The organism is Curtobacterium sp. SL109, assembly GCF_026672405.1.
Taxonomy (GTDB): Bacteria; Actinomycetota; Actinomycetes; order Actinomycetales; family Microbacteriaceae; genus Curtobacterium.
The window spans coordinates 3,437,809-3,453,936 of the sequence record NZ_JAPPRB010000002.1 but is presented as its reverse complement, the minus strand read 5'-3'; the positions used below and the strand labels follow the sequence as shown (position 1 = coordinate 3,453,936).

Genomic DNA, 16,128 nt, shown 5'->3' with positions numbered 1-16,128 from the left:
GAGTACCGATGTCCGTCCCCCTGTCCCCGGCCACACTCGACGAGATCGCCGCGGCGGGGGTCGCCGTCCCGACCTACGACCGCACCGGGATCACCGCCGGCATCGTCCACTTCGGCGTCGGCGGGTTCCACCGGGCGCACCAGGCGATGGTCATCGACCGGCTCCTGCAGCGCGGTGAGGCCCGGGAGTACGGCATCTGCGGCGTGGGCGTCCTCGAGCAGGACCGCCGCATGGCCGAGGCGATGCGGACACAGGACGGGCTCTACACGCTCGTCCTCAAGCACCCGGACGGCACCCGCGAAGCCAGGGTCATCGGCAGCATCGTCGACTGCCTGCTCGCCGTGGACGACCCGGACGCCGTCGTCGAGAAGATGGCGTCGCCGGAGACGAAGATCGTCAGCCTGACCATCACCGAGGGCGGGTACAACTTCGACCACGTCACCGGCGCGTTCGTCGAGGACGAGCCCGGCGTGGTCGCGGACGTCGACGGGGACACCCCGCCGCGCACCGTCTTCGGCCTCGTGGTGGCAGCCCTCCGTCGGCGACGCGACCGGGGCCTCGAGCCCTTCACGGTGATGTCGTGCGACAACATCCAGGGCAACGGCCACGTCGCCCGGGCGATGTTCACCGCCTTCGCCCGCCTGCAGGACCCGCGGTTCGCGGAGTGGATGGACGAGCACGTCTCCTTCCCGAACTCGATGGTCGACCGGATCACCCCCGTCACCACCGACGAGGACCGGGCAGCGGTGCGCGACGACCTCGGCATCGAGGACGCCTGGCCCGTCGTCGCCGAGCCCTTCTTCCAGTGGGTGCTCGAGGACGACCACCCCGCCGGGCGCCCGGCGTACGAGGACGTCGACGTGCAGATCGTCGCGGACGTCGAGCCGTACGAGCTGATGAAGCTGCGGCTCCTCAACGCCTCGCACCAGGGCCTGTGCTACTTCGGGTACCTCTCCGGCCATCGCTACGCCCACGAGGCCACCCAGGACCCGGCGATCGCGACGTTCCTCCGGCGGTACATGGACGAGGAGGCCACCCCGACGCTGCAGCCGGTGCCGGGCATCGACCTCGAGGACTACAAGGCGACGCTCATCGAGCGCTTCCAGAACCCTGAGGTCCGCGACACGCTGGCCAGGCTCTGCGCCGAGTCGAGCGACCGGATCCCGAAGTGGCTGCTGCCGGTCGTCCGTGAGAACCTCCGGTCGGGCGGACCTGTCGCCCTGTCGGCCGGGATCGTCGCGTCCTGGGCGCGCTACGCCGAGGGCACCGACGAGTCGGGGGAGCCCATCGAGATCGTCGACCGCCTGGCCGAGTCCCTCAACCGCATCGCCCTGACCCAGCGGGAGGACCCGCTGGCCTTCATCGCGAACCGGCAGGTGTTCGGCGACCTCGTCGACGACGAGCGGTTCGTCGCGGCGTACCGCGACGCCCTCGACGGGCTCGTCCGCGACGGTGCACACGCCACGGTGGAGCGGCTGTCGCGTTCTTGACGCGGGGAGGAGCAGCGCACAGGGTGCGCGGGAGGACGGCGGGATGCGATCGATGACGACGACGTCCGCTGCGGCCGTGGTCCTCGCGGTGGCCCTCGCGCTGGCCGGGTGCAGTGGGACCACAGCGTCCCCGACGGTGTCGCCGACGTCCGGCGCGACGTCCACGACGAGTGCTGCACCCGCGACGCCGACGTCCGTCGCGACCTCGTCGCCCGAGGCCGAGGCCGAGGCCGACCGTGCCTTCCGCACGCTCGAGCGCGACCACGCCGCACGGCTCGGCGTCGTGGCGATCGACACCGGCACCGGCAGGCAGGTCGTCTGGCGTGCGGGGGAGCGGTTCGCCTTCGCCTCGACGAACAAGGTCTTCGTCGCGGCGGCACTGCGCGCACGGTCCTCGGACGCCGACCTCGACACCGTCGTGCACTACGACCGAGCAGATCTGCTGGCCCACGCCCCCGTGACGAGTCAGTCCGTCGACACCGGGATGACCGTGCGGGCGCTCCTGGACGCGATGCTCCGCTCCAGCGACAACACCGCGGCGAACCTGCTCGTGGAGCGCGTCGGTGGGCCGGGCGAGGTGCAGCGGTTCCTGCGTGACCTCGGCGACCGGACGACGAACGTCGACCGCGTGGAGCCCGACCTGAACCAGGCCATCCCGGGTGACCCGCGGGACACCACCACGCCGGCGCAGTTCGCGGCGGACCTGCGGGACGTCCTCTTCGGATCGGCGCTCGATCCGTCCGATCGGAGGATGGTGCACGACGCAATGCTCGGCAACACCACGGGGGACGCGACGATCCGGGCAGGGGTCGATCCCGGCTGGTCGGTCGCGGACAAGACGGGGACGGGTTCGTACGGCGTCCGCAACGACATCGGCGTCGTGACCCCGCCGGGCGGCGCGCCCGTCGTCGTGGTCGTGATGACGAGCAAGGACGAGGCCGACGCGGAGCCGGACGACGCCCTGGTGGCCGCGGCGACCAGGGCGGCGGTCACCGCGGCAGGGTCGCCGCCCAGCGCCCGATGACGTCGTAGGCACGTTCCCGGACGGCCGGCTCGGAGAGCACCACGTCGTGCAGCGCACCGCGCAGCCGTCGGACGGTGACCTCGTCGCCCAGCGACAGTGCGCGCCGTGCGACGGCGTCCACGTTCAGGGCGACGTCGGCGTGGGCCATGCCCTCGTTCCACCGCGGTTGGAGCATGCTCTTGTCGCTCAGCATGACGAGGACGGGGAAGGGCATGCCCAGCCCTCGCTCCACGGTGTGCTGTCCGGCGAAGACCGCTGCCAGCCATCCGGGGTGCAGCGGGAAGCCGCGCTCGGGACGCCAGTGTTGGTCGTAGGTCCAGCTGCCCTCGCCGGTGCTCGAGACCGTCCGGGTGTAGAAGCCCGGGTCCACGGCCGGGATCGGAGCGAGCGGGTTGCGGCGCGCCCCGAGGCGGATGAGCGGCGCCACCAGCGTTCGACCGACCGCGTCGCCCTGGAACTCGAGCCACGGGCTGTTCAGCACCAGGCCGTCGACGAGGTCCTGGTGCCGCGACGCCCAGAGCGCGAGGGTGAGCCCGCCCGTCGAGTGCCCCATCGGCACCAGCCGCCGGCGCGGACCGTGGTGCTCGGCGGCGATGGCATCGAGTGCGGCGCGGATGTTGTCGTCGTACACCCCGAGGTCGTCGGCGCCACCGGGGGTCTGTCCCGGCCGGAGGCTCCTGCCGTACTTCCGGAGGTCGAGGGCGTGGAACCGGGCGCCGAGTCGTTCGACGCGCTCGGCGAGCTCGGTCTGGAAGAAGTAGTCGGACCAGCCGTGCACGTACAGCACGTCGGTGCCCTGGAGCGGCCCGCGCTGGTGCAGCAGATCGGCGGGCGTCCGGCGTCGCCGCACGAGCGTCGCGACGACGGGGCCCTCGGCATCCGCTCCGAGCGGCAGCTCCAGCCGTTCGTACGACGGACCGAGGACGTCCTGGACCCAGCCCGATCGCGTCATGCTCCGTTCCTACAGGAACACCGACCGCCAGGGACACGCTCCACTGAGCAGCGCTCAGCGGTCGCACGTACGCTCGTCGTCATGTCTGACTTCACCGCCGCACAGGCCGCCGTCGTCCGCATCGAGCGCGCCGAGGAGGGACGCTGGGACCTCAGCGTCATCAGCGACAGCGGCGTCCGCATGGGGCACGGCGAGTACCTCTTCGAGGCCGACCAGGACGACGCGCAGAGCGAGATCGCCGCGGCCGCCGAGTTCGTGCGCGGCTACGGGTTCCGCTTCGAGTCCGACGCGGTCGTCGGGGACGGCCCGGACGCCTTCTGGGCACCCCTGCTGCCGCTCGACGCCTGACCCCCGCGGAGCAGCCGGGACCACCGGCAGCGCTCTAGGACACTTCCCGGCTGTCCTCGAGCCACCCGGCGAGTTCCGTCATCGCCGCTGCCTGCGACGCGTAGTCGAGCCCCGGCACCGGCCAGCTGTGCACCTGCCCGGCGACGAGCGCCGGATCGTCGGCGAAGGTCGGCTGCGCCAGGAGTTCCCGCACCTGGTACCCCTCCGGGGAGAGCAGGATCACGTCACCCTCGACCTTGCCCGCGTTGGCCCAGCTGGAGACGCCCCAGTAGAAGCCCGTCGAGCCAGGGTCGACGAGGTCCACGCCGAGGCTGTCGTAGAGCTGCAGGGTCGGCTCGTCGGCGGGACGGGTGACGTACACGCCGTCAGCGTCGGCGTACATCGACACCACCCGGAGGTCACGGCCGTCGGCGGCGTCCGACAGCGCTGCACGCGCGGTGTCGAACGCGCGCTCGGCGGTGTCGACGGTCGTCCGGGCAGCGCCGAGTGCCTCCGCCAACCGGGTGACCTGTCGGACGGCGTCGAGGCCCTTCCCGCCCCACTCGACGCGGAGGACGGGCGCGATCTTCCCGATCTGCTCCTGCCGGGAGCGGCTCGCGAACCCGGTGCCGAGGGCGTCGGCGTCCACGGACCCGTCCGTCGGGTAGACCGACGTCACGACGAGGTCCGGCTCGAGGTCTCCGAGCCGGTTCAGGTCCACGTCGCCGTCGTCCGTCCCGACCTCGGTGATGCCGGTGGTGTCGAGATCGTCGAACCGGGCATCCTCCGACAGGGGGACCTGCCCGAAGGTCCCGACCGGGTGCAGGCCGTACTGCAGGAAGGAGACGGCGAGGTCGTCCACCACGACGATGCGCTCAGGCCGGTGGTCGAGCTTGATCGTGGTGCCGGTCGCGTCCTCGAACGACCAGGCGTCAGCGGCCGGGCGGGGGCGGGCGTCCGCGCTGCTCGTGGGTCCGGTGACCGTGGTCCCGCCCGTGCAGCCCGTGAGCAGGAGGACTCCGACGACGACGGCCGTCAACAGGCCGGCGCGACGGGTGCCGGATCGGGGGAGCTCCACGGCAGGAGAGCGTATCCGACACTCCGCGCGCGACCGCGACGACGCCCGACCCCCGGTGACCCCGAGGCGGAGCTCGTGCCAGGGTGGTGGCATGGGGACGGCACGGGGGACGGCGACGATCGGCACGCTCATGGCAGCGGTGCTGCTGATGACCGGGTGTGCGCAGGACATGGACGACTCGGCGCCGCCCGGACCAGCGGCGTCCCGGGCCACACCGACCCGCATCCCCACCCCGACGGCGACCCCCACCCCGACGGCGACGACCCCGGCGATCGCGCGGGCGCTGCCGGACACGGTCGACGCGGGCACGGTGGCCGCCGGTGTCTCGGCGACGGCGTCGGCGACCGGCCCGTCGAACGTGGCGTTCCACACCGAGGGGCAGTTCGCCGTCGTGATCGAGCTGGACTGCTCGGCCTGCACCGGCACCGCGACGGTCACCGCACCGGGGCGGATGTCCCCGTTCGGCCGTGCCACCGCACCCCTGACCGGCTCGTTCCTGACGGCGGTCTTCCGGGACGACGCCCCGGACCAGACGGTGATCGTCGACGCGCAGGGCCCGTGGTCGGTCACGATGCGCAGCTGGAACGACCTGCCCACCGTCGCGGGAGCGCAGTCGGGCACGGGCCCGGCGGTGCTGTTCTTCCAGGACGACGTGCCGCACGTGGCCGTCGACTTCCGGCCGGCCGGCGCCGAGGACTCCTTCAACGCACGGGCCTTCACCACGTCGGACGACACACAGGTCTTCGGGGACAGCGGGGCCTTCGCGAAGCAGTTCGACGTCGACCTGCCCGGCGTCGTGGCGATCCAGACGAACGGCACGTGGACGGTCACACCCGTTCCCTGACCCGGACGCCGTGGTCGTTCCTTCCCACGTCGCTCGCGATGGGATGGCGTCCCGCGCGTTGCAGGTCAGGACACCCGACCCGCTACGCGCGATTCACCGTGCTGAGCGCGATCCCACTCGCCACGCGCGGATCCACTCGCCACGCGGACGACCGACCCACCGAGGGGTGCAGACCGCACCACGGACGGACGGGAGGCCCGGTGCCAGCTGGCACCGGACCTCCCGTCCGTCGTGTGGTCGCGTCAGCCCTTCAGGCCGGAACCGGTCACGCCCTCCACGATCTGCCGCTGGAAGATCAGGTAGAGGATGATCAGCGGCAGCGCCGCGAGCAGCGCACCCGCCTGGATGTCGGCGTAACGCTGACCGAAGCTGCCCTGGACCGTGGCGAGCCCGACCGGGATCGTCATGAGGTCCGGGTTCGACAGCACGAACAGCGGCAGCAGCAGGTTGTTCCACACCCCGACGAAGGTCAGGATCGTGACGGCCGCGATCACCGGACGCGACAGCGGCAGGATGACCGACCAGTAGACCTTCCAGATGCCGGCGCCGTCGATGCGGGCCGCCTCCTCGAGCTCACGGGGGATGCCGTCGAAGAACTGCTTGAAGATGAACACCGCGATCACGGCGGGCACCTGCGGGAAGATGACCGACCAGTAGGTGTTCAGCAGGCCGACGGCGTTGAGCTCCTGGAAGATCGGGATGATCAGGACCTGGGTCGGGATCATGATGCCCAGGATGATGAGCAGGAACGCGACGTTCCGGCCGCGGAACACCAGGCGGGACAGCGCGAACGCCGCCATCGAGGCGAACAGCACGGTCAGCACCGCGGTGACGATGCTCGTGATGGCGCTGGCGAGGTACCAGTTCCAGATGTCGCCGGCCTGGAACAGTGCCGCGTAGGAGTGCAGCGTCGGGTTCCAGTTCGACAGGATCGAGTTGGCGCCGAGCGCCGCGACGCCGTTGTCGGACAGCGAGGTCTTCAGGGCGAAGACGCTCGGGATGAGCCAGATGATCGCGAAGACCGTCAGGATGATGCCCGACGCGATCGTGAAGCCGCGGCCGCTGACGCCGATCTTGGCGGCACTCGTGGGTGCGGCCGACGAGACGCCGGACCGGAACTTCGGCCGGTCGGTGGTGATGCTCTCGGTGGTGGTCATCTCAGGCTCCGATCTCACGCTTGGCGGCCACGCGCTCGATGACCTGCCGGATGACGGCGATCGCGACGATCACGATGAACAGGAGGACGGACGCGGCCGAGGCGGCACCCAACCGGTTGTCGGTGAAGCCGACGCCGGTGATGAGCTGCAGCGAGACCTGGGTCGAGATGCCCGGTCCGCCGTTCGTCATCAGGTAGACCTGGTCGAAGATCTTCAGGCTGGCGATGATCTGCAGCAGGATGACCAGGGTCGTCGTGCGGCCGAGCAGCGGCAGCGTGATCGACTTGATCTGCTGCCAGTTCGACGCACCGTCGACCGCGGCCGCTTCGTACAGCTCGCGGGGGATCTCCTGCAGGCCGGCCAGGTACAGCACGAAGTTGAAGCCGAGGGTCCACCACACGGTGGCGATGGCGACGCCGATCATGGCCGTGTTCGGGCTCGCCAGCATGCCGGCGCCGGGGGTCAGCCCGAGCAGCGACTGCGCGCTCGCCCAGAGGCCGGTGCTCGGCGTGAAGATGAACACCCAGATCAGCGAGATCGTCGCCGACGGCAGGATGAACGGCAGGAAGAACGCCAGGCGGAAGAACCACTGGCCCTTGTTCATCCGGTTCGTCAGCACGGCGAACACGAACGCCAGGATCACCAGCGGCGGGGTCGTGTAGAGCGTGAACTGCAGCGTGTGCCAGAGCGAGGACCAGAAGTCGTCGCGTCCGAGCATCTCCGCGTAGTTCGCGAACCCGGCGAAGGTGCCGAGGCCGGTGCGCACCGTCGAGGTGTTGAAGAAGCTCGTGACGATCATCCAGATCGTCGGACCGAGCAGGAAGGCGATGTAGAACAGGCCGAAGGGGGCCAGGAACAGCCAACCGCTGCGGCCCTGGCCGCGGGTCAGGCTGGTGCGGTAGGTGCGCAGCTTGCGGGGCGCGCTCGCCGCGTCCGTGGGCCGGTCGAGGACAGGTGCTGTGGTCACGTCATCGTGCCTTTCGCAGGGTGTTCACGGCGTTCGTGGTGGTCGTCGGGCCGATCACAGCGGGCTCGGCGTGTTGAGGTAGGTCGACAGCTGGGACTTGATCGCGCTCATGGCAGCGGCGGGGGAGCTGCTGCCCTGCTGGACGAGCGCGAGCTGGGCGCCGACGGTGTTCTCGAAGGTGGAGCCGGACCCGCCGTACCAGGCGGCGTCGTCGAACACGGCGGACTCGGCGGCCGAGGCGTAGTTCGACTGGGGCGTCAGCTTCTTGTACGCGGAGCTGTCGAACGTCGGCATGTACGCCGGGACGTGCCCGCCCTGCGCCCACGTGAGGCTCTGCTCGAGCATCTGCTTGATGAAGAGCATCGCGGCCTTCTTCTGCTCCGGCGTGCGGTCCTTCCGCGGCAGGATGAAGGTGTGCGAGTCGGCCTGGGTCGCCGGCTTGTCGAAGAGCTGCGGGATCGGTGCCATGCCGAACTTCAGCCCCTTGATCGACTGCGCGGTGCTGATCTCCCACTCGCCCTGCATGAAGAAGCCGGCCTTGCCGGTGAACATCAGCGTCTGCGCGGTGGCGTAGTCGAGGCCCTTGTTGAGCCAGCCGCTCTTGACCCACTTCTGGGTCATCTCGGTGACCTTCGAGTAGGCGTCCTCGTTCACCGTGAGCTTCGCGCCGCCGTCGCTGATGAACGGGGTGGCACCCTGGATCTGGTTGTACATCGTCCAGAAGAAACGCCACGGGGTGGCGATCTCGCTGACGTTCGCCACGTTCAGGGCCGTGCCACCCGTGACCTTCGAGACGGCGGCGAGGGCGCTCTCGAAGGCGTCGATGCCGGTCAGGTCCTTGAGGTTGCCGTCGCCGTCGATCAGACCGGCCTTCTGGCAGACGTCGACGTTGTAGAACAGCACGAAGGGGTGCGTGTCGAGCGGGACACAGATGTTCTTGCCGTCGGTCTTCTGCGCGGTCCAGGCCTTCTGGTTGAAGTCGCTGGCGCTGAGCCCGACACCGGCCAGGTCGTCGGCTGTGATCGGGTCGAGCAGGTCGCCGTCCCAGAGCGGCTTCGCCCGGGTCAGGTGAGCGATCGCGACGTCCGGCGGCTTGTTCCCGACGGTGGCGAGTGTGACCTTGGAGTAGTACGGGTTGCCCCAGGCGAACGTCGTCGCCTGCAGGGAGCTGGAGCCGCCGTGCTGCTTGGCGTAGCCGGCTTCCATCTCCTGCATGCGGAGACCGTCGCCACCGCCGAAGAGGTTCCAGAAGACGAGCGTCTCCGGGTTGAGCGCACTGCCGGCGAGGCCAGCGGAGAGCGGGCTCGAGCACGCGGCGAGGGGGAGGACGGTCGCGGCCGCCGCTCCGGCAGCCAGGAGGCTCCGCCGGGTGAAACCGGCGCCCCGTGACTGCGAGACGGGTGGTACGGGTCGGATCGGCATGGCATCACTCCATCGTGGGCCGGGCTGCGGAACACGTGGGTCAGTGCTCCGTGAGCGCTCACATTAGCCCCGCTGTCCGCGGCGCGCCACCCCTTTCGTCACGACATGGATACCGGTAGCGTTACGGAACAGGTGAGCGCTCACTCTCCGGAACTGACGGGGACCGAGCGCCGCCGACCGCACCGGGTGCAGTGCGCCCGGAGCCCACGAGCCAGCAGATGATCGAAGGAGATCCATGCCCCGCACACACCTCGTCCTCGACGCCGCGTTCACCGTGGGGCCGGTGCGCCGCCGCATCTTCGGTGGGTTCGTCGAGCACCTCGGTCGCCACGTCTACGACGGCATCCACGAGCCCGCCCACGAGAGCGCCGACGAGCACGGCTTCCGCAAGGACGTCATCGAGCTCGTCAAGGAGCTCGGCGTCACCACCATCCGCTACCCCGGCGGCAACTTCGTCTCCGGCTACAAGTGGGAGGACGGCGTCGGCCCGGTCGACCAGCGTCCCCGCCGCCTCGACCTCGCGTGGCACTCCACCGAGACGAACGAGGTCGGCCTGCACGAGTTCCAGCAGTGGCTCGACTCGGTCGGCTCCGAGATGATGCTCGCCGTGAACCTCGGCACCCGCGGCACCGACGCCGCCATCGAGCTGCTCGAGTACGCGAACATCCGCAGCGGCACCGCGCTCGCCGACCAGCGTCGTGCGAACGGCCGCGAGGAGCCCTTCGGCATCACCATGTGGTGCCTCGGCAACGAGATGGACGGCCCCTGGCAGCTCGGCCACAAGAACGCCGACGACTACGGCAAGCTCGCGGCGATGACCGCCAAGGGCATGCGGCAGATCCAGCCCGACCTGGAGCTCGTCATCTGTGGGTCCTCCGGGGCGTCGATGCCGACGTTCGGGGAGTGGGAGCGCACGGTCCTCGAGCACGCCTACGACGACGTCGACTACATCTCGGCCCACGCCTACTACGAAGAGGGCACGGACATGCCGACCTTCCTGGCGTCCGGCGTCAACATGGACCGCTTCATCGACACGGTCACCACCGCGGCCGACCACGTCAAGGCGCACAAGAAGTCCGACAAGCGCATCGACATCTCGTTCGACGAGTGGAACGTCTGGTCGATCTCGAAGTGGAACGAGCAGCAGAAGGAGTTCACGCTCGACGAGTGGCCCGTCGCCCCGCGTCTGCTCGAGGACATCTACACGGTGGCGGACGCCGTCGTCGTCGGTGGCCTGCTCATCTCGCTGCTGCGCCACGCGGACCGCGTCGCGTCGGCCTCGATCGCGCAGCTCGTCAACGTGATCGGCCCGATCATGACCGAGCCCGGTGGCGAGGCCTGGCGCCAGACCACCTTCTTCCCGTTCTCGCTGACCTCGCGGCTCGCCCACGGCACCTCGCTGCAGGTCATCGCGTCCGGTGACACGGTCGACGGTGGCACGTACGGCGAGGTCCCGGTCGTGGACTCCGCCGCCACGATCGAGGACGGCAAGGCCGCCGTGTTCCTGGTCAACCGCCACCCCTCGGAGAGCACGACGGTCACCATCGACCTGTCGGGGCTCGACGTCACGGGTGACGTCCACGCCGAGGGCGTCTGGGACGACGACCTGCACGCGGTCAACGACCTGACGAACACGTCGCGCGTCGGCCTCCGCACGAACGAGACGGCTCGCCGCGAGGGCGACACCGTCACGATCGAGCTCCCCCCGGTGAGCTGGACGGCGCTGTCGATCGGCTAGTCCCGGTCGGGGTCGGTCCCTGCTGAGCAGGTCGGAACGCGCGTCGGTGGTCGGATCGTCCGACCCCCGACGCGCGTTTCCGCGTTCCAGCGCAGGCGCGATGGGCCGGAACGCACCACGGGGCGGCCGGGAGGCTCGGTGCCAGGCCGCCATGCCGCCATGCCGCCACGAGCCTCCTGTCCGGCACGCGGCGCGGCCGCCGCGATCTGCCGCCGGTCGATCCGCGCACAGGAGGTCGAATCGGACGGAGGGGGTCGGATCATCCGACCCCCGACGCGCGTTTTCGCGTTCCAGCGCAGGCGCGATGGGCCGGAACGCACCACGGGGCGGCCGGGAGGCTCGGTGCGAGGCCGCCACGAGCCTCCTGTCCGGCACGTGGTCCGTCTCGGTGGGCCGGCTCGCACGGTGCGGAGTCCCTCGCACGGTGCGAGGGTGATCGCCCCGTGCGGGGACACGGGCGCGCACGGGGTGCGCAACCTCGTACCACGCGCCCGCCCCGCCCGCGCGCGCTGCGCTACCGCGGCGGCGCCGCCGTGCTCGCGCGCTCGACCAGGCGCACCGGGACGAGGTCCGTCGTGGCGACGACCGGCGCGCCCTCGATCTGGGCGAGCAGGGTCGAGACCGCGCGACGACCGACCTCGTCGAAGGACTGGTGCACGGTGGTCAGCGGCGGCCAGAACGAGTCGGACTCCGGCGAGTCGTCGAAGCCCACCACGCTGAGGGACTCCGGCACGGTGCGCCCGAGCTCGTGGCAGGCGCGGAGGATCCCGCGGGCGGTCTGGTCGTTCGCGGCGAACACCGCGGTGATCTCCGGGCGCCGGGCGATCTCGAGGCCGGCGCGGTAGCCGGAGGACGTGTTCCAGTCCCCGTGGAACGCCGGCGGGACGACCCGGCCGGCGCGCTCGAGCGTGGTCTGCCACGCCGCCAGTCGTCGCGCCGCCGAGTACGACGACGAGGGCCCGGCGACGTGCCACACGGTGTCGTGGCCCAGGTCGAGCAGGTGCTGCGTGGCGAGCCGGGCGCCGTCGGTCTGGTCGGTGTCGATCGCCGGGTGCTCGGTGGTGCCCGTGGAGTCGACGACGACCATCGGGACGCCGTCGGGCAGGGCCACCTCGGCGGTGTCGATGACGTGGGACTCGATGATGATCACCACGCCGTCGACGGCTTGTTCGTGCAGGCGGGAGAAGGCCGAGCGGACCCCCTCCTCGGTGCGGGAGGCCATCGGCAGCAGCGTGATCGTGAAGTCCGCGGCCCCGGCGGCGTCGGCGATGGCCTCGAGCGTGCGCATGTTGCCGAAGGACGCGAGCGTGAACATGATCACGCCGATCGTCCGGAAGCGCCCGGAGCGCAGTGCCCGCGCAGCCCGGTTCGGGCGGTACCCGAGCGAGGCCATCGCCTGCTGGACGCGCTCGCGGGTGTCGGGACTGACGTTGTCGAAGCCGCGGGCGACCCGCGAGACCGTCTGCATCGAGACGCCGGCGGCGTCGGCGACGGCGGCCATCGACGGGGCGCGACGGCCGGTGGCGGACAGGTCGGTCGTCACGTCGCTCCTTCGTCGGGCGTGGCCGGGACGAACGCCCGGGGGGCAGCCGGACAGGGAGCCGACCGCTCCGAACGGTAACGCATGTTGACGTTGCCATGCTATCGTCGGCTCGTTCGATGTTGACGTCAACATCGACGTCCCCGAACGCAGCAACCGCGTTCCACGCACGCACCAGCCGCGTCCCCGAACGCAGCAGACGAAGGAGTCACATGAGCACGCTCGCAGCGCGCACGGCCCCGGCCGGGTCGCCGGCAGCGCCACCGCGACGGCGGCCGAAGCCGAGGGGCCGGTTCACCGGGTGGCTGTTCGTCGGACCGTTCGTCGTCGTCCTGGTCCTCATGCTCATCGTGCCGATCGGGTACGCGCTGTGGCTCAGCCTGTTCCGTGACCAGCTCGTCGGCGGCAACCAGTTCGTGTGGTTCGCGAACTACCTGCAGCTCTTCCAGGACTCGCAGTTCTGGTCCGGCTTCGGGCGGGTCGTCGTCTTCCTGGTCATCCAGGTGCCGATCATGCTCGGGCTCGCCCTCGTCGCCGCCCTCACGCTCGACAGCGCGCGGCTCTGGGGAACGTCGTTCTTCCGCATCGCGGTGTTCCTGCCCTACGCGGTCCCCGGCGTCGTCGCAGCGCTCATCTGGGGCTTCATCTACGGCAACCAGTTCGGCCTGACCGGTGCGGCGAACGACGCGCTCGGCATCGACCTGCTGCAGCCGTTCAGCCCGACCTGGGTCCTCACGTCGATCGGCAACGTCGTCACGTGGGAGTTCCTCGGCTACAACATGCTGATCTTCTACGCGGCCCTCCGCACCGTCCCCGGCGAGCTGTACGAGGCCGCCGAGCTCGACGGTGCCGGCCCCCTGCGCACGGTGTTCTCGATCAAGCTCCCGGCGCTCCGTGGCCCGATGGTCATCGCCACGATCTTCTCGATCATCGGCAGCTTCCAGCTCTTCAACGAGCCGAACCTGTTGAAGACCCTCGCCCCGAACGTCATCGGCAGCTCCTTCACGCCGAACATGTACGCCTACTCGCTGTCCTTCAGCGGCCAGCAGTTCAACTACTCCGCCACCGTCGCCATCGTGATGGGCGTCATCACCGCCGTGATCGCCTACGTCGTGCAGGTCCGCGGCACCCGACAGGAGAACCGATGAGCACCCTGCAGCACCCCGCCACCGGTCCGGCCGGCCCGGCCACGGTGACCGAGGCGACCACGACGCTCCGCAACGGCCGTCGCGGAGCGGGACGATCCTCCCGGAAGGCGGACCAGCCCGTCGACGGCCGCAAGCCGAAGCGCTCCGGTCTCCTGACCGCCGTGATGATCGTCTTCGTCGTGTACTCGTTCGCGCCGCTGTTCTACCTGCTCGTGAACAGCACGAAGACGCAGTCGTCGCTGCTCTCCACCTTCGGCCTCTGGTTCGGCGGGGACTTCAACCTCTGGCAGAACATCGTCGACACCGTCACGTACAACGACGGCATCTTCCTGCAGTGGTTCGGCAACACGCTGCTCTACGTGGTGGTCGGTGCCGGCGGAGCGACGCTCCTGGCGACCGTCGCCGGCTACGGCATGGCGAAGTTCGCGTTCCCCGGCCGCCGCGCCGTGTTCGCGATCGTCCTCGGAGCCATCGCGGTGCCCGGCACGGCCCTCGCCGTCCCGACCTTCCTGCTCTTCTCGCAGGTCGGCCTGACGAACACCCCGTGGGCGATCATCCTGCCCTCGCTGATCAGCCCGTTCGGCATGTACCTGGTCTGGACGTACGCGGTCGACGCTATCCCGTCCGAGCTCCTCGAGGCCGCCCGCATGGACGGCGCGGGGGAGTTCCGGATCTTCTTCACGATCGCGCTCCGCCTGCTCGCCCCCGGTGTCGTCACCGTGCTCCTGTTCGCCGTCGTCGCGACGTGGAACAACTACTTCCTGCCGCTCATCATGCTGAGCGACCCGAAGTGGTACCCGCTCACCGTCGGCCTCAACCAGTGGAACGCGCAGGCCACCGGTTCCGGTGCGCAGCCGATCTACAACCTCGTCGTCACCGGTTCGCTCCTCACGATCATCCCGATCGTGGTCGCGTTCCTCTTCCTGCAGCGCTTCTGGCAGTCCGGCCTCGCCGCCGGGTCCGTCAAGGCCTGACCCACGGCCAGGAGGCTCGGGGCGACCCCGCCACGCACCTCCCGCCCGCCAGCCCCACAGCAGCACCCCCCAACACGAAGAAGTGAAAGGCACCCCATGAACACGAAGGCCCGGCGCGGACTCAGCGCCCTCGCCATCGGCGTCACCGCCGCCATCGCCCTGGCGGCCTGCTCGTCCGGCGGTTCGTCCTCCGGCGGCTCCGCCTCGGACATCGACTCGGCGCTCGCCAAGGGCGGCACCCTGACGTACTGGTCCTGGACCCCGTCCGCGAAGGCCCAGGTCGCCGCGTTCGAGAAGCAGTACCCGAAGGTGGACGTCAAGCTCGTCAACGCCGGCACCGGTGCCGACCAGTACACGAAGCTGCAGAACACGATCAAGGCCGGCTCGGGTGCCCCCGACGTCGCGCAGGTCGAGTACTACGCCATCCCGCAGTTCTCGCTGTCCGAGTCGCTCCTCGACCTGTCGAGCTACGGCTTCGACGGCCTGAAGAGCAAGTTCGCGGCCAGCACGTGGAGCTCCGTGACGAACGGGGACAAGGTCTACGGCCTGCCCCAGGACTCCGGCCCCATGGCGCTGTTCTACAACAAGAAGGTCTTCGACGCGAACGGCATCACCGTCCCGAAGACGTGGGACGAGTACGTCACCGCGGCCGAGAAGCTGCACCAGTCCGACCCCGACGCCTACATCGCGGCGGACTCCGGTGACGCCGGCTTCACGACCAGCATGATCGCCCAGGCCGGTGGCACGCCGTTCACCACGAAGGGCGACAAGGTGACGGTCAACCTGCAGGACGAGGGCACCAAGAAGTGGACCTCGACCTGGAACGAGCTCGTCGAGAAGAAGCTGCTCGCCAAGACCGTCGGCTGGACCGACGACTGGTACAAGCAGCTCGGCAACGGCCAGATCGCGACCCTCATCACGGGCGCGTGGATGCCGGGCAACCTCGAGGCGAGCGTCGCCGACGCCAAGGGTGACTGGCGCGTCGCACCGATGCCGACCTACGACGGCTCGAAGGCCGTCACCGCGAACAACGGCGGCAGCGCCGAGGTCGTCATGAAGCAGACGAAGAACCCGGCCCTCGCCGCCGGCTTCCTCAAGTGGCTGAACTCGTCGAAGGCCTCCACGAAGATCTTCATGGAGTCCGGCGGCTTCCCGTCGACCACCGCTGACCTGGAGTCCTCGGCCTTCCTCAACGAGGAGCCGGAGTACTTCGGTGGCCAGAAGATCAACGAGGTCCTCGTCGACGCGTCGAAGTCGTCCGACAACGACTTCACCTACCTGCCGTACCAGGTGTACGCGAACAGCGTCTACGCCGACACCGTCGGGCAGTCCTACGAGAAGGGCACCTCGCTGGAGTCCGGGCTCGAGGCCTGGCAGAACTCGCTCGTGAAGTACGGCAAGCAGCAGGGCTTCACGGTCTCGACCAAGTAGCACCAGCTCCACCATCCCGGGGCCGTGCGGACACCA

Annotated in this window: 14 protein-coding genes; 8 read left to right on the top strand and 6 right to left on the bottom strand. The window is 69.9% G+C overall.

What is annotated here, in order from left to right; all coding sequences use genetic code 11:
* Positions 1-8: 8 nt before the first annotated feature.
* On the top strand, positions 9-1,490 hold the full coding sequence (locus tag OVA28_RS17760; RefSeq protein ID WP_268097915.1) for a mannitol dehydrogenase family protein: 1,482 nt from the start codon (positions 9-11) through the stop codon (positions 1,488-1,490).
* Between the two features lie 52 nt (positions 1,491-1,542).
* Positions 1,543-2,514, top strand: a complete 972-nt coding sequence (gene bla, locus OVA28_RS17755) for a class A beta-lactamase (RefSeq protein ID WP_268097914.1) — start codon at positions 1,543-1,545, stop codon at positions 2,512-2,514.
* On the opposite strand, the gene OVA28_RS17750 is transcribed toward bla, so the two are convergent.
* On the bottom strand, positions 2,480-3,466 hold the full coding sequence (locus tag OVA28_RS17750; RefSeq protein WP_268097913.1) for an alpha/beta hydrolase: 987 nt from the start codon (positions 3,464-3,466) through the stop codon (positions 2,480-2,482). The genes bla and OVA28_RS17750 overlap by 35 nt on opposite strands.
* A gap of 81 nt (positions 3,467-3,547) precedes the next feature.
* Here OVA28_RS17750 and OVA28_RS17745 point away from each other — a divergent pair, with 81 nt between their 5' ends.
* Positions 3,548-3,814, top strand: coding sequence for a hypothetical protein (locus tag OVA28_RS17745; RefSeq protein ID WP_194661711.1), 267 nt, complete (start codon positions 3,548-3,550; stop codon positions 3,812-3,814).
* Positions 3,815-3,848: 34 nt separating this feature from the next.
* Here OVA28_RS17745 and OVA28_RS17740 read toward each other — a convergent pair whose 3' ends face one another.
* Positions 3,849-4,871: an ABC transporter substrate-binding protein gene (locus tag OVA28_RS17740; protein WP_268097912.1), complete on the bottom strand. Its 1,023-nt coding sequence runs from the start codon at positions 4,869-4,871 to the stop codon at positions 3,849-3,851.
* Between the two features lie 91 nt (positions 4,872-4,962).
* On the opposite strand from OVA28_RS17740, the gene OVA28_RS17735 reads away from it, so the two are divergent.
* Positions 4,963-5,715 (top strand): hypothetical protein, encoded by a 753-nt coding sequence (locus tag OVA28_RS17735; RefSeq protein ID WP_268097911.1) that lies wholly within the window; start codon positions 4,963-4,965, stop codon positions 5,713-5,715.
* 242 nt (positions 5,716-5,957) lie between these two features.
* On the opposite strand, the gene OVA28_RS17730 is transcribed toward OVA28_RS17735, so the two are convergent.
* Genes OVA28_RS17730 through OVA28_RS17720 form a run of 3 tightly spaced genes read right to left on the bottom strand, consistent with a single transcriptional unit; the run spans position 5,958 to position 9,261 of the window.
* Positions 5,958-6,872, bottom strand: coding sequence for a carbohydrate ABC transporter permease (locus tag OVA28_RS17730; protein WP_194661714.1), 915 nt, complete (start codon positions 6,870-6,872; stop codon positions 5,958-5,960).
* A gap of 1 nt (position 6,873) precedes the next feature.
* Positions 6,874-7,839, bottom strand: coding sequence for a carbohydrate ABC transporter permease (locus OVA28_RS17725; protein ID WP_194661715.1), 966 nt, complete (start codon positions 7,837-7,839; stop codon positions 6,874-6,876).
* Between the two features lie 54 nt (positions 7,840-7,893).
* Positions 7,894-9,261, bottom strand: coding sequence for an extracellular solute-binding protein (locus OVA28_RS17720; protein ID WP_268097909.1), 1,368 nt, complete (start codon positions 9,259-9,261; stop codon positions 7,894-7,896).
* Between the two features lie 235 nt (positions 9,262-9,496).
* On the opposite strand from OVA28_RS17720, the gene arfA reads away from it, so the two are divergent.
* Positions 9,497-10,999: an arabinosylfuranosidase ArfA gene (arfA, locus tag OVA28_RS17715; RefSeq protein WP_194661717.1), complete on the top strand. Its 1,503-nt coding sequence runs from the start codon at positions 9,497-9,499 to the stop codon at positions 10,997-10,999.
* A 514-nt stretch (positions 11,000-11,513) separates the two neighbouring features.
* On the opposite strand, the gene OVA28_RS17710 is transcribed toward arfA, so the two are convergent.
* Complete coding sequence (locus OVA28_RS17710; protein ID WP_268098241.1) at positions 11,514-12,500, bottom strand: LacI family DNA-binding transcriptional regulator; 987 nt, start codon at positions 12,498-12,500, stop codon at positions 11,514-11,516.
* A 251-nt stretch (positions 12,501-12,751) separates the two neighbouring features.
* Between OVA28_RS17710 and OVA28_RS17705 the strand changes: the two genes are divergently transcribed.
* From OVA28_RS17705 to OVA28_RS17695, 3 genes are all read left to right on the top strand, one after another.
* Complete coding sequence (locus OVA28_RS17705; RefSeq protein ID WP_194628628.1) at positions 12,752-13,687, top strand: carbohydrate ABC transporter permease; 936 nt, start codon at positions 12,752-12,754, stop codon at positions 13,685-13,687.
* Positions 13,684-14,661, top strand: a complete 978-nt coding sequence (locus OVA28_RS17700) for a carbohydrate ABC transporter permease (protein WP_442780809.1) — start codon at positions 13,684-13,686, stop codon at positions 14,659-14,661. The genes OVA28_RS17705 and OVA28_RS17700 overlap by 4 nt, the downstream gene beginning before the upstream one ends.
* Positions 14,662-14,757: 96 nt before the next feature.
* Complete coding sequence (locus tag OVA28_RS17695) at positions 14,758-16,092, top strand: ABC transporter substrate-binding protein (protein WP_268097907.1); 1,335 nt, start codon at positions 14,758-14,760, stop codon at positions 16,090-16,092.
* Positions 16,093-16,128 lie beyond the last annotated feature (36 nt).

Bases quoted from the DNA above. Each gene is read 5' to 3' on its own strand.
- OVA28_RS17705 (WP_194628628.1), top strand. From the start codon at position 12,752: ATGAGCACGCTCGCAGCGCGCACGGCCCCGGCCGGGTCGCCGGCAGCG.
- OVA28_RS17695 (WP_268097907.1), top strand. From the start codon at position 14,758: ATGAACACGAAGGCCCGGCGCGGACTCAGCGCCCTCGCCATCGGCGTC.
- OVA28_RS17735 (WP_268097911.1), top strand. From the start codon at position 4,963: ATGGGGACGGCACGGGGGACGGCGACGATCGGCACGCTCATGGCAGCG.
- OVA28_RS17710 (WP_268098241.1), bottom strand. From the start codon at position 12,500: ATGGCCGCCGTCGCCGACGCCGCCGGCGTCTCGATGCAGACGGTCTCG.
- OVA28_RS17730 (WP_194661714.1), bottom strand. From the start codon at position 6,872: ATGACCACCACCGAGAGCATCACCACCGACCGGCCGAAGTTCCGGTCC.
- OVA28_RS17720 (WP_268097909.1), bottom strand. From the start codon at position 9,261: ATGCCGATCCGACCCGTACCACCCGTCTCGCAGTCACGGGGCGCCGGT.
- OVA28_RS17760 (WP_268097915.1), top strand. From the start codon at position 9: ATGTCCGTCCCCCTGTCCCCGGCCACACTCGACGAGATCGCCGCGGCG.
- OVA28_RS17700 (WP_442780809.1), top strand. From the start codon at position 13,684: ATGAGCACCCTGCAGCACCCCGCCACCGGTCCGGCCGGCCCGGCCACG.
- OVA28_RS17745 (WP_194661711.1), top strand. From the start codon at position 3,548: ATGTCTGACTTCACCGCCGCACAGGCCGCCGTCGTCCGCATCGAGCGC.
- bla (WP_268097914.1), top strand. From the start codon at position 1,543: ATGACGACGACGTCCGCTGCGGCCGTGGTCCTCGCGGTGGCCCTCGCG.
- OVA28_RS17750 (WP_268097913.1), bottom strand. From the start codon at position 3,466: ATGACGCGATCGGGCTGGGTCCAGGACGTCCTCGGTCCGTCGTACGAA.
- arfA (WP_194661717.1), top strand. From the start codon at position 9,497: ATGCCCCGCACACACCTCGTCCTCGACGCCGCGTTCACCGTGGGGCCG.